The 14,142-nt window shown below is 27.7% G+C and carries 11 protein-coding genes; 2 read left to right on the forward strand and 9 right to left on the reverse strand.

Annotated features, from left to right (window positions below):
• Positions 1–31: 31 nt before the first annotated feature.
• Both ACY1IQ_RS06295 and ACY1IQ_RS06300 read right to left on the reverse strand, forming a co-directional pair.
• On the reverse strand, positions 32–487 hold the full coding sequence (locus tag ACY1IQ_RS06295; RefSeq protein ID WP_461613164.1) for a Fur family transcriptional regulator: 456 nt from the start codon (positions 485–487) through the stop codon (positions 32–34).
• 343 nt (positions 488–830) lie between these two features.
• Positions 831–1,838, reverse strand: coding sequence for a helix-turn-helix transcriptional regulator (locus tag ACY1IQ_RS06300; RefSeq protein WP_461613165.1), 1,008 nt, complete (start codon positions 1,836–1,838; stop codon positions 831–833).
• Positions 1,839–2,717: 879 nt separating this feature from the next.
• Between ACY1IQ_RS06300 and ACY1IQ_RS06305 the strand changes: the two genes are divergently transcribed.
• Complete coding sequence (locus ACY1IQ_RS06305; RefSeq protein ID WP_461613166.1) at positions 2,718–3,383, forward strand: hypothetical protein; 666 nt, start codon at positions 2,718–2,720, stop codon at positions 3,381–3,383.
• A gap of 581 nt (positions 3,384–3,964) precedes the next feature.
• Positions 3,965–4,327, forward strand: coding sequence for a peptidoglycan-binding domain-containing protein (locus ACY1IQ_RS06310; protein ID WP_461613167.1), 363 nt, complete (start codon positions 3,965–3,967; stop codon positions 4,325–4,327).
• Positions 4,328–4,564: 237 nt separating this feature from the next.
• On the opposite strand, the gene ACY1IQ_RS06315 is transcribed toward ACY1IQ_RS06310, so the two are convergent.
• From ACY1IQ_RS06315 to ACY1IQ_RS06345, 7 genes are all read right to left on the reverse strand, one after another.
• Complete coding sequence (locus ACY1IQ_RS06315) at positions 4,565–5,485, reverse strand: transposase (protein ID WP_461613168.1); 921 nt, start codon at positions 5,483–5,485, stop codon at positions 4,565–4,567.
• 306 nt (positions 5,486–5,791) lie between these two features.
• On the reverse strand, positions 5,792–6,811 hold the full coding sequence (locus tag ACY1IQ_RS06320) for an alpha-hydroxy-acid oxidizing protein (RefSeq protein ID WP_461613169.1): 1,020 nt from the start codon (positions 6,809–6,811) through the stop codon (positions 5,792–5,794).
• A gap of 18 nt (positions 6,812–6,829) precedes the next feature.
• Complete coding sequence (locus tag ACY1IQ_RS06325; protein ID WP_461613170.1) at positions 6,830–7,300, reverse strand: 2-thiouracil desulfurase family protein; 471 nt, start codon at positions 7,298–7,300, stop codon at positions 6,830–6,832.
• Between the two features lie 90 nt (positions 7,301–7,390).
• Positions 7,391–9,757, reverse strand: a complete 2,367-nt coding sequence (locus tag ACY1IQ_RS06330; protein ID WP_461613171.1) for an endonuclease MutS2 — start codon at positions 9,755–9,757, stop codon at positions 7,391–7,393.
• A 17-nt stretch (positions 9,758–9,774) separates the two neighbouring features.
• Positions 9,775–12,132 (reverse strand): DUF3656 domain-containing U32 family peptidase, encoded by a 2,358-nt coding sequence (locus tag ACY1IQ_RS06335; RefSeq protein ID WP_461613172.1) that lies wholly within the window; start codon positions 12,130–12,132, stop codon positions 9,775–9,777.
• Between the two features lie 209 nt (positions 12,133–12,341).
• Entirely contained in the window at positions 12,342–13,337 is a 996-nt protein-coding gene (locus ACY1IQ_RS06340; RefSeq protein ID WP_461613173.1) for a glycosyltransferase family 4 protein, read from the reverse strand.
• 260 nt (positions 13,338–13,597) lie between these two features.
• On the reverse strand, positions 13,598–14,071 hold the full coding sequence (locus ACY1IQ_RS06345) for an ASCH domain-containing protein (protein ID WP_461613174.1): 474 nt from the start codon (positions 14,069–14,071) through the stop codon (positions 13,598–13,600).
• Positions 14,072–14,142: the final 71 nt, after the last annotated feature.

A 14,142-nucleotide genomic window follows, 5' to 3' on the forward strand; every position in this document is an offset into this window, starting at 1 on the left:
AATTGTTTTAATTTTTTATTATGTATAAAGCTTAACTATTTTCATTACATACACTACATAGCCCATAAAATATAATATTATAGTTATTTATTTTAAACTTATTATTATTTTCTATTGTGCGTTCTACTTTATCTAAAAGTTCAGCTTCAATCTCTACAATCTTTTTGCAATTTAAACATATTAAATGTGGATGATATCCTTTGGAACCTATAGGAATAATCTCATATTTAGTAAAACCATCACCTAGATCAATTTCATGCAAAAAACCTATTTCTTTTAGTAAAAGTACAGTTCTATATATCGTTGCAATACCTATATCAGGTATGGTAATTTTTACAAGATCATAGATATCTTTTATAGATAAATGATCAAATTTATTTTCTATAATAATATTGACTATTGATTTCCTTTGAACCGTTAATCTGTAACCTTTCTCCATCAATTTGTTTTTTATATATTTTACTTCCTCTAGTGATAGTTTTGACATTCAATTCTTCTCCTTTTCCCTTTATACCTATCATCTTAAGCATCCGAAAAAATAACTATTTAAAGATACCAAAGATGCTAATATACTGGTTAGTTTTTTAAAGTTACTTTAATATTATTGAAGTGTAATTATACTTTGCTTACTTAATACACCTCCTTTATAAGTTGATATTTTAATTTTCTTCAAAAATATTATTGATAATGATTATCCCTATCATTTATTGTAAAAGAACTAATTCTTCCTCTCTACTCATATAAGGATTTAAAAAGACGAAAAAAGGATTATTAAATAAAAAATTGCTGTTATCATTTTTCTACACAGCAATTTTTTGATATTCTATATCTCATTGTTTAACTACGTTTTGTAAATATTCCTTTGGATTAACTCCAAACTTCCTGCGAAAAGCTGAAGCAAAATGGCTTGCATTTGCATATCCCACTAGGCTTACAACTTCACTAACCTGCATATTCTTTTTTTCTAACAACAAACGAGCTGTTTCTAATCTCTTATCGATAACATATGCATATACCGTATCGCCAAATATCTCTTTAAATCCATTTTTAAGCTTAAATTCATTAAGACATATCATCTTAGATAATCCTGTTAACGTAGGTGGATCAACTAAATTATTGTCCAAAATTTCTTTAGCCTTATAGAGGCTTTCTATATCTTCATTAGAAAGCTTTATTGAATTATGTTTTTCTTGTTGATAAATTCTTTCATTAAGATATATTGCAAGAATTTCAAGTATCTTACCTTCCATATAAATGTTTTTTAATCCCTTTTCATATGGACAATTCAGTATTTGTTGTAAAACAACCTGTATAGATGGCGTAATCTTATCTCTATAAAATATCTCATCCTTCTTACCATTACAAAATGTATTCCATTCTTTTTCAATGTTCTCTGTTATTTGATGAAATTTCTTAGGATGAATTTTGATCTCTATAAAATTAAAATTTCGCTCAGGTAAATAAGTACATCTTTTTATATTTTCTCTATTTTTAGCCTTAGCGAAAAAACTCTCTCCATTAGAAAGTCCAAATTGATCTTTATTCCCTTCAAATTCCCATTCTATTCCATCTCCTACACAGAAAAACATATCTATATGTGGAGTCTTTGAAATACCTTGCACCTCCATTTTTTTATGAAAAGTCATATTGAAATCTATAATTTGAATATTTTCATAAGAAACAATTTGTTTGAAGTACCCATGTCCTATTTCTTTAGGAATCTTGAATTCATGGCCATTAGCTTCTAAATTATATATATTAGTAAGATCTTTACAAACAGAACATTTTCCCTCTGTTATATTTGTTATATCATATTCCCTCATCCCTTTATTAAGCATAGTAATTCACTCCCTTTTATTATTATGCTTTTATAATTATCATGATTTTTTGCTTTATATTAATGATTGTAAAAGTCAACAAAAATATGTGATATTTTTAAATCTCTGTTATACCTATATGATATTAAACATAAAATAATGATAATAATAATCATTTTCATTACATATCTTTAAAATATGCAGCTATTAAAAGCTGCTTTATATTATAAATAAAAAATTATTCTATTAAAATAACATTATCTAATATGTATTATACTGCTTGCAATCATCATTATCAACATATTCTAGATTTTATATCTATCTTACTTTTCTAATTAATAATAATTATTATTAAAATTTTATTTAAGAACATATCCACAATAAGAACTATTTCATCTCTTTTAATAACTACTATACTTACACTTACCAGTTACTTTTATACTCTTTAAGGGACGGTTCATTTTTATTCTTATATTTCTATAAAATAATATAATATAACTTAAAACATAATCATGAACCGTCCCCCAGATATGGTTAGTTAATAAAACTATCTCTATTTTCTAAAAGATTCTATTGTTCCTTTTTATGGCTAAAAATTTTTCAGAACTAATTACTATAGCTAATACCTCTAAATATAAAAGCATTTAATTACCTTTGTTATAATAAATATGTAAGATTTTATTCTCAAATTGAATCTATAGTACATTTAATTTAGAATGAATTTTTTTAATTAAAAATATTTTATATAATACACTAATTTAAATTAATTTTTAGAGTTAATTATACATTTTCACCCATATATTTCATAAAATTTCATTTACATTTTTACAATTTCATGATAATATTACATATTGTTATACTTTACAACATAATTTTACATTAAAAAGGAAGGGTTATTTTATGAAAAAATTAAAAAATTTACTTTTATTAACGGCTGTTTTAGCTGTATTTACTTTTGGAGGCTGTTCTTCTAAAGAAAAAGCAGAACCTGTAGAGCCTATGAAAGCTAGCTTTGAAACTAAAGATTACGATGGAAAGAATTTCACTGCATCAATCCCTACAAATTGGGAAGTTGACGAGAAAACAATGGCTCCTATAGTATCATTTTTAAACGTTTCTGAAAGTACTGAAAATTTTGTTTCTAATGCTAATGTTAATATATTAGACTTACCTAAAGAAGACTTAGGAGACATGAGTAAATATGCTGAACTTGTAAAGAAAGAACTTGAAAATACTCAACAAGGACTTATTTTTAACGTAACTAATTCTGAAGCTATAAATCTTCCAAGTGGACAAGGTGCTTTATTTGAATTAGACATCAAGCTTTCACCTGAATCAATCAAATCTTTAGTGGATAGCAACAAGCTTGATAAAGAATGGTTAGACATACTTAATAAAACTGGTTCTATAGATGCTTTAAAAGATGAAGTATATTATAAGCAAATTCAAATACATATGCCACAAAATAATAAAATGGCTGTAATTGGTTATGCTTTCACACCAGCTAGCTCTGCAAACAATAAAGAAATAACTACTTATTTAGCTCATCATCTTAAAGTAAAATAAAATTTATATTTAAATTCATAGAAAAAAGTCTACTTACTTTTAATGTAAGTAGACTTTTTTCTATGTTTAGGGGACGGTTCATTTTTATTCTCATATTTTTATATAATACTATAATTCATTTTAAATATAATTATGAACCGTCCCTATTTCTATAGTAAATACCTTAATAGCGCTAATTTCTCCTAAAATTATTCTTTCACTGCTAATGCTTATAAATCCATTCTTACTCGAATTTATCTAAAGACTTTAACTGGTGAATAATATATTTAACTTTATTATACATATACTGAGAAATTCAGTACTTTCTAAGTATATAGGTTATAGTAATTTAATTCATAAATAGAGATCTGTGTACAGTAAAAATTTGTATAAAAAATAGCTATGTAAAATAGCCCTTGAGTTAAACTTAAATAGTGCACTTAATATAACTTATATTTTCACAATTTATATTAAATAATTATATTTATCATCATAATATTGTATAAAAAATAAATAATTTGATTTTATTGGACTATTATGGCAATATTTATATAAATAGTATATATTTGTATAAATATAATAAATTTTAAGGGGGAATTATCATGAAAAAACTTTTTATCGTAGCATTAACTGCTACTATGGTCACTACAGGATTAGTAATACCAGCAAAGGCTACAACTAAAACTAATATTGAAGAGTCAATGGGGAAATTAAGCTTTTCACAATCATACACTCAATCAGCTTATATTAGAACTTTATCTATAGGTTCATCAGGAAGTGATGTAAGAGTATTACAAGATTGCCTTATTTATATAGGCTATAGTCTTGAATCTGATGGTTATTTTGGACCTAGAACAGAGTCTGCAGTTAAAAGTTTCCAACGTAGTCACGGGCTTACTCCTGATGGTATAGTTGGACCATTAACTTGGGATGCAATTAATAAGGCAGTTGGTGGTATTCATTAAAATAAGCTAACTAAGGGACGGTTCATTCTTATTGACTAAAATTTTATAATATAATTAAACTAAATTATGAACCGTCCCTTAAATAAATAAATAAATAAATAAATAAATATTTACTATAATTAAATATCTTTAGATTTGTTGATATTTTAAGTTTCATCAAAATTTTATTGTAATTCTTAAGCTTGTCCTACTTTGTGTGTACATAAATAATGCTTTTAGATTTTTTATTTTAAATCGTTATGCTATCTTTTGAGCATTTAGATCTACTAACTCATCTAACATAGCTTGGTAAAATCTATTTCTAACTATTAGTTCTACTCCATATTTGCAAAGCATAGATACATTAGATTGTGTTATATTTTCTAATGTTTTGCATATCTCTTTTTGGCTTTTACCACTAAACTGAGTTAAAAATACTACATATATAGCCTTTGCTTTCCTACTTTTTCTTCTATGTTTTAATTTTAACTCTATATGTTCAATTCCTGTCTTCTTACAGACAAAATTACTTATTTCCTCTTCTGAACAATTTCTAAGTAAAATAACCTTTTCACTTCTATATTCTGATTTATCATTTTCAAATTCCATTTCTTTAAGCTTTTCTTTTTCTACATTAAACATAGTTTTATAATAGTTCTCTCTTGCTCTTCTCTTTCTCCTACCAAAGAAACTCATTATATATTCTTCATTACAAAGATTAAATCTATTTTTTTCTAATCCTAGGTACAATGATAAACTTGAATACGTGTACTCTTCTGGCTTTTCTTTATATTCTTTTATATCTACTGGATTTCTATGTATATATTTAGAAACTTCTATTAAGTATGCATCACTATTTATAGGTTTGCTTTTATATCTATCTCTAAACACTGGTCCTTTATGTTTCTTGTACTTTCTAAGATATCCTCCATATCTTAAGTTAAACTTTTTCATCATTTTACTTAAATCTCCACCATTAATGTCTATCAAAAAATGGGTATGGGTATCCATTAAACAATAAGCATAAACTTTAAAATTTTCTTCAATCTGTAATTTTCTTAATATTTGAAGCATTTTTTCTTTGTCTTCATCATCGTAAAACAAAGGTTTATCAGGAAAGCTTCTAGTCATAACATGATATATTCCACTTGCACTTAGTACTCTAGCTGCTCTAGCCATACAGCATCCTCCAATTAACATAGTTTTCTATAATTATTACCATTACCTAAATCCTCAAACAAAATTGTCATATAATAATTAGAAAATATAAATATTTTTAATGAACCGTCCCTAATAAATATATCCATCTTAACTCCTCCAATAATTATAGCTTTCTATAATTATTGACATCGCCTAAGGCCATAAACAAAATTTTTATATGATAATTAGAAAATATGAGTATTTTTAATGAACCGTCCCTAGTAAAAAATCCACCTTTGAAACAGTTATCTGCTCCAAAGGCGGATTTTCATTTATTGGATAATATTATTTTCTATATAGAACTCTACTATCTATATCTTTTATATTTTTACAACCTGTTAATACCATTGAGGATTTCAAATCACTTTTTAGTTCTTCAATATATGTTTTTACTCCTTCTACCTTTCCACCAAAGGAAGCCGTTACAAATGGCCTTCCTATAAGCACTCCATCGGCACCAAGAGCCAACATTTTTAATACATCTACTCCACTTCTTACTCCACCATCTACTAGTATCTTTACTTTTCCTTTAACAGCTTTAGCTATATCCTCTAAGACTTCAGCAGTTCCCGGTGTTTGATCTAGTACTCTTCCTCCATGGTTTGAAACAACTATTGCATCTACTCCTGCTTCAACTGCAAGTATAGCTTCATCGACGGTCATTATACCTTTTAGTATAAAAGGAAGTTTTGTACTACTTACAAGCTCTTTTATCTCTTCTACACCTTTAGGCATAACTGGTTTACCGTGTAATGCTAATGTTATAAGACCACAGGCATCAATATCTACTCCTACAGCAAAAGCTCCTGATTCTTCTGCAAGCTTAATTTTATTTATAATATTTTCATTTTCCCAAGGTTTAATAAATACTATGCCATTACCATTATATTTCTTTAATACTTCCAGGTTAGTCATTAGAAAAGCATCAACTGCTGTGTCTCCAACCATTGGATATATACCAGCTTGTACACATCCATCAATAACAGAAGAAATATATTCTTCCTCTGTAAGTTTTCCGCCCATATTTAAAGTAGTTCCAGTAACTGGTGCTGCAAAAACAGGGATATCCATTTTTCTTCCAAATAATTCTGTGCTTATATCAGGATTTTTAGCGTCATGGATAACTCTCATATTTAGCTTTATATTATTTAATGCATCAAAGTTAGCCTTAAAGGAGTCTCCTGTTCCTTTTCCACCCATTCCTGGCACTTCTCCAGAACATACTACCCCATTGCAAGCTTTACATACTCTGCAACTGTTATTTAAATTTTCTCTTGCAATTTTTTTAACTTCATTCATATTCATAAAATACCGCTCCCATCCTTAACTATTGTATATATCAAAGAATTCTTTAAGATTTTCCTCCGTAAATACCTTTATACCATTACGTATTAAAAGTTCTGCTGTAACTCCATTGCCACTTCTTTTATTACCACTAAAAGTTCCATCATATATTGTTCCTACTCCACAAGATGGACTTCTAGCTTTTAAAATAGCATATTCTGCTCCTATGGCCTTTGCAATTTTCAAGGTTTCTTCTGCTCCTTTTGTAAACTCTTTAGTAGCATCATCATTTTTAGGTCCTAATATTATAGCTTTACCATCTAAAACCATAGCACCATCACCCTGTATAATTTCATGTGGTTCTCTTGGAGTTTCTTGTCCACCTAACTGTTCTGGACAAACTGGTATTGCCTTTCCTTCTTTTAGAAGCTTTAAAACTTCTTCTCTAAGATTATTACCACCATCGTATTTACAGTTAACTCCACAAAGACATGCACTTACTAAAACCAAAATCTCACTCCTCTCATACAAATATATAGGATTTTGTAACGTATATATGGGAATAAATAATTTTTTATTTCTTGATTCTATCTTTTATATTTACTTAATTTCTACAACAGTAACTCCTGTACCACCTTCACCATAATTTCCCAATCTAAATCCTTTTACATGAGGATGGCTTCTTAATAAGTCAGTTATTGCACTTCTAAGTACTCCTGTACCCTTTCCATGAATTATTGACACTTCATTAAGGCCTGCTAAATAAACTTCATCTAAATATTTATCAACAGTATAACTAGCTTCCTCTGAATCCATACCTCTTAAATCTACAGAAGTTGCTACATTTCTTAAATTTAATTTTGCTTCTCTTTTTTCCATCTTCCTAATCTTTTTATCCTCAGGCGATACTTTTGATTTTCTAAGGTCAGAAACTTTTACATTTATTTTCATTATTCCTGCTTGTACTTGGACTTCACCTTTAGAATCTACTTTGGATATAACTATAACATTTTGATTTAATTTTGGAAGATAGACTTCATCACCTTCATTAATAGACTTAAGTTTTTCTCCTTTAGCTTCTTCTGTTTTTTGTGATGCAAATTCTGCATTTTCAAGTTTGTTTTTAATTTTCTTTCTCTCTTCTTCAAGTTTTGTTCTTACCTCTGAACTATATCCCATTCTTTCAAGCTCTCTAATATTTTTAAGAATAGTATCAGACTCTTCTTTAGCTTCTCTTATAAGCTGTTTTGCCTCTCTTTGTGCCTCATAAAGTGCATTTTCTCTAGACTTCTCAAATTTATAAAGCTTTTCTTCATATCTTTCTTTAAGCTTTTCTGCATCTTTCTTTAACATTTCAGCAATTCTTGCGTCATTTTCAGCTTTAATACTTTTTTGTTGTAAGCTTTGAATAAGCTCTTCAAACTCTAAAGTATCCTTGGAAATATTTTCTCTTGCACTGTCTATAATATATTCTGGAAGCCCTAGTCTTCTTGAAATCTCAAAAGCATTAGATTTTCCTGGTATACCTATAAGTAATTTGTATGTTGGTCTTAGGGTTTCAACATCAAATTCTACAGAAGCATTTTCTACTCCTATGGATTTTAATGCATATCCCTTAAGCTCACTATAGTGAGTAGTAGCAACCACTCTACATCCTCTTTTTCTCAAATTTTCTAGTATTGAAACTGCAAGAGCCGCTCCCTCTGTAGGATCTGTACCTGAACCTAATTCATCAAATAGTACTAAAGAATTCTCATCTGCATTTTCTATAATTCCAACAATATTGGTCATATGTGAAGAGAAAGTAGATAGGCTTTGTTCTATACTTTGCTCATCTCCTATATCAGCATAAACTTTATGAAAAAAACTTACTACAGAATTTTGTCTTGCTGGAATTAAGATACCACTCATTGCCATCAAGTGAATAAGTCCTACAGTTTTAAGAGTTACAGTTTTTCCTCCTGTATTAGGACCAGTAATTACAAGTGAAGTAAATTCTCTTCCTAAATATATATCGCTCGGTACTACTACCTTAGGATCTATAAGTGGATGTCTAACTTCTATTAAATCTATAATTCCATTACTATTTACTTCTGGACAAATAGCATTAATTTCGCTAGCATATTTAGCTTTTGCAAAAATAAAATCTAATTCCCATAATATATTTCCATTATTTTCGACTATTTCAACATTATCTGTAACCCTTTGAGATAATATCCTTAATATTCTTTCTATCTCTGCTTTTTCTTTTAATGTTAATTCTCTTATTTCATTATTTAAATTAACCAAACTCATAGGTTCAATGAATAAAGTAGCCCCGCTTGAACTTTGATCATGTATAAGACCCGGTACTGCATCTCTATATTCTGCTCTTACAGGAAGAACATATCTATCCCCTCTTATAGTATATAAGTTTTCTTGAAGATACTTAGAATTGCTTCTAACTAAGGAATTTACCTTATCCTTTACAGAAGAAGATTTTTCTCTTAGTTTTCTTCTTATATCATAAAGTTCCTGAGATGCTCTATCAGCTATTTCTTCCTCACTAATTATAGCTTTAAATATTTCATCTTCTACTTTTTTAAGAGGAACAATACCTATACATATGTCTTCTAGTACCCTATAGCTTTCTTCCTCTTCTTTATGAGCTATATAATCTTTAAATAATCTTGCACATTTAAGCATAGATGCAATTCTAATAAGCTGTTCTGGTAAAAGCACTGACCCTTTTTCTGCTCTTTTTATAGCTTCTCTAACATCGTATATTCCTTCAAAAGGAGGATTACCTTTTTTTATTAATAATTGAAAAGCCTCCTTAGTTTCTTGTAAATGCTCTTTTACCTCATATATATTATTATAAGGTTCTAATTCATCTATAATATCTTTTGCTGCGGATGTTCTTGTGTATTTTTTGATATTTTCTTTTATTTTTTGGTATTCTAATACTCTTAAAGTTTTATCCTGCATTGTACCACCAACTTTCTCTATTCTACTCCTCTTTTATAATGTCCTCTTGTAAAATTTGTATAATCTCCTAAAAATTCTTCATTTTTAATTATATCTAAAATTTCTTTTGTTTTATTATAATCTTCATCTATAAAGTCTGCTCTAAAGCTTTGTATATTGTTCTTTCTCAGTTCCTTCATATTAGGAATTAAATTAACAGGAACATTATTGAATATATGACTTCTACAATACTTATCTGTTAATACCTTAAAGTCTTCACCTTTTCTATCTCTCAAAATATAGTTACCTTTAGCACAATTAACAGTACAATTAGAACATAGTGACTTTTCTCCAAAGGTGCTTCCTATTACACAATATTCACTAACCATCAGCTCATATTTACCATAAACTACTATTTGAGAAGCAATGTTAGTATTTTTTACAACTGAATTTATTTCTTTATTATTAAGCTCTACACTTATTGAAGCTCCATCTAAATATTGATTATAGAATTCTCCACTATAGCTATTAAATATATTTAGTTTATAATCTCCAATTAAAGCTGTTTTATCTCTAAATCTACTTATAATACCTAAGTTAGCTGTTATTATACCTTTAATATTCTCTAAATTTTTATCTATAAATTCACAAATACCTTCAAATTCCTCTTTAATTATATTCGAAGTTTTTATATATAAATTAAACTTTCCATAGTTTTTAATTTCCTCAATTTTCAGCTGATTACCCTTAAAGAAAAAGTCCACTGCAATATTTTCCATTCCACTATCTAAAGCTGCCTTTAATTGTTCTAAGTTGCTTACTACAACTAAAAACTCAGGAACTTTACCTTTTTGCGGCTGTTTTTCTATATTATTAACAGTTAACTTTAATTCATCTTCTCTTCTGTAGCTTTCCTTTATAAAGTTTAATATTTTTTCAGTTAAATCTCTTCTTATAGAATTAATTGAAGACACTGGTATAAATCCTTCCTCAAAGGCTTTAAATTCAATATTATTAAATTCAAATGGAGTATCTCCTAATTTTTGAAGGTTTTTAATTATACTGTCTTTATCTATTGGTCTTTTTATTGCTTTTTGAACTAAATCTCCTTCTACAATAAAATTATTTCCATCAAAATTTGTGATAATCTTTATAGGTTTATCTACTATAAAATCTACTTTTACATCTATTAGAAGTTTCTTACCATATACATTTTCATAAATCTTTGAAAGTTCTTTTGAAAGTTCTATATCAGAAGTTTTATATAACATATCTCCTTCTTTATATCTAGTAGGCTTTAATATTACTTTTTCTCCTTTTGCAGCATATTGTGCTTCATTCTTACCTATCTTTATGCCAGACACAGTAAATCCACCTTCGCCTATTCTAACTCCATCCTTCAGATGAATATTCTCTTCTAACTTAATGGTCAAATCCTTTTCTACTTTTCCAATATATACTCCCGTGTTCTTAGGAAAATTATATGCCATCATATCTTTCCCTACATTTCCAAACATATATGCTTTAGAAAATCCTTCTCTATTGAAAAGTTGAGCTAATTTACTATACTCACCTTTTATATCAACAACATCATCATTTTCATAAAAAGCATCAATAGCTTTTTTATAACTTGAAACTACTCCTGCAACATATTCAGGCCTTTTCATTCTTCCTTCAATTTTTAGAGAAGAAGTTCCACTTTCTATAATTTTTTTAATATCTTCAAAAGTACAAATATCTTTAGGACTTAGTAAGTATCCTTCTCTTGTTTCATTTGAAATTTTATTAATTAGTGTATAGGGTAATCTACAAGGTTGAGCACACCGTCCTCTATTCCCACTTCTTCCACCTATAATACTACTCATAAGACATTGTCCTGAATAACTAACACATAACGCACCGTGAACAAATATTTCTGTCTCTATATCTAATTCTTTAGATATATATTCAATTTCCTTCAATGAAAGTTCTCTTGAAAGTACTATTCTCTTAAAGCCTAATTTTTTTAAAAATGATGCAGCTTCTCCATTATGAACTGTCATTTGAGTTGAAGCATGAATCTCAAAATCTGGTAATAACTTCTTTATAGCATAAAATAGTCCTAAATCTTGAACTAATATTGCATCTACTCCGACTTCATATAAAAATCTAACGTATTCTATAGCCTCTTCAAATTCAGATTCCTTAATTAAAGTATTTACAGCTATATAGACTTTAACATTATATATATGACAGTAATCTACTGCTTCTTTCAATTTCTCATCATCAAAATTATTAGCATAAGCTCTTGCTGAAAACTTACTTCCGCCCATATATATTGCATCACACTCTGAAAGCACTGCTGCATGTAAACTTTCCACGCTTCCACCTGGTGCTAATAGTTCTATTTTCCTCATGTTCATCTCTCCTATTACTGAGCTTATAATTACGAATATAATTATACCAATAGTAAGTATATAAGACAAAGTTTTTATTCCATTATATAGTTTTTATTTATAAAAATAAAAACCTACCTATATTATTTAGTTATAAATATAGTTTAAACCATATTAAATAGTGAAAATTCAAATTTCTACAAATAAAAATAAGTGGACTAAAAAGTCCACTAACTATTTATTAGTTTTAAATATTCTTCATATATTTGCTTAGCAGTATTTTCCCAGGTATATTTTTCACATACATATTCTTTTAATTCATCATTTTTTCTATTATTACATCCCTTAATTATAGCTTCTTTTATAGAATTTTCATCATAAGGATTACAGTATATAGCTAAATCTTTAAAATATTCTCTTGAAGCTCCTTCTTCTGTTACTACGATATTACATCCACTTGCTGCTGCTTCTAAGGAAGAAAGACTTGTTAGTTCCATAAAACTAGGTAATGCGTGAACTTTAGCAAATTTATAAGCATTATATACATTATAGTTATCCATAAAACCTAAGTATTGTACATTTTTATAAGCTAAACATTTCTTAAAATAGTTTTTATTTGAAACTCCTCCTACTAAAACTAAAGGTAAATTTAACTCATTACAAATCTTTGAAAGTATTAGCTGGTTTTTTGCCTCATATATTCTTCCTACAGATAACACATAATTATCTACGTCATGTCGTTCTGTAAAATTATAAAGTGGCACGTCTTCATATTCTAACATATTCACTCCGTTATAAATTACCTTACAAAGAGTATCAAACTTAAAATCTCTTTTTAAATTTTCTAATTCCCACTTACTATTACAAAAAATCATGTGACTTTTTCTTAAAAGTTCTCTTCTATATATATTACAACTATTCCACAATTTTAGTTTTTCATTTTCTCCTATATGGTTATAATAATTACTCATATTAAAATAAAGAGGAGTAATCACAATTTTACTTTTTCCTTTTAGGCTTTGTCTATAATACCTATATATCTCTCCTGGAACATTGATATTAAATAAGTGAATAATATCATAATCATTATATTCATATAACTCTCCTCTATCTATATCAACATTAACTCCTAACTGTCTTAAATTTTTGTAAATCTTTTTTACAATGATGGAGTCACCAGCAGAACTTTTTAAATAATCCTGTCTTGCACACAACAAAACCTTCATTGATAATCCTCCTATGTTTGCTACTTAAAATATAACTATGCAATCATAGTAGTTTTTATCACTAATTATTTAAATAAAATAGTTTATCTTAATAAGACAAATAGCTCTATTATTAATTTTATAAAATATTTTATCAAAATTATTTAACGACTTTCTAAATATAAAAAGTTGTTAAATAAAAAAACTCATAATTATTTAATTAATTATGAGCTATATGCCCTAAAGAAAATTCTTTATTCATACTTATGTTTTGATATTTTTTATTTATATACTACTTCAAACTCTTCACATACTATTTCCATATCTTCATTAAATTCTTTTCCTATTTCTTTTAGCTCATCTTCAAAATATATTCGATGAACATTTCTCCAATAGTCTAAGGATTTATCGCCTTCACCTTCTATTGAAGCAAATTTCTCCGTTACATCTTTAAAAGGTATAATTTCTATTTTAGTGGTTTTAATAATACATTTAGCAATACCTTGCCAATTAATAATTATACTATATTCATCAGCTTTTGGTAATCCTTCTCTTCCTTCTTTATACCAATAATATAAAGAAGCTGTTCCTCTTTTTGTTCCTTGTAAAACAAGTTCTGCTAACTCATTGGCAGACTTCTCATCATTACAAAAATGCCAAGCAGTATAGCTTTTTTTCGTAGTCTCTTCATTTTCACCTAAAGTCTTTAAATAGCTTAACCACATTTCTTTTACTGAAATATCATATTTACACATAACCTCTTCCCCTTTATTTACAATAATTTAACCTCCATATTTCTAACAACTGGAGGTTAAAGATTTCATTC

This window comes from Clostridium sp. Marseille-QA1073 (genome assembly GCF_054863625.1).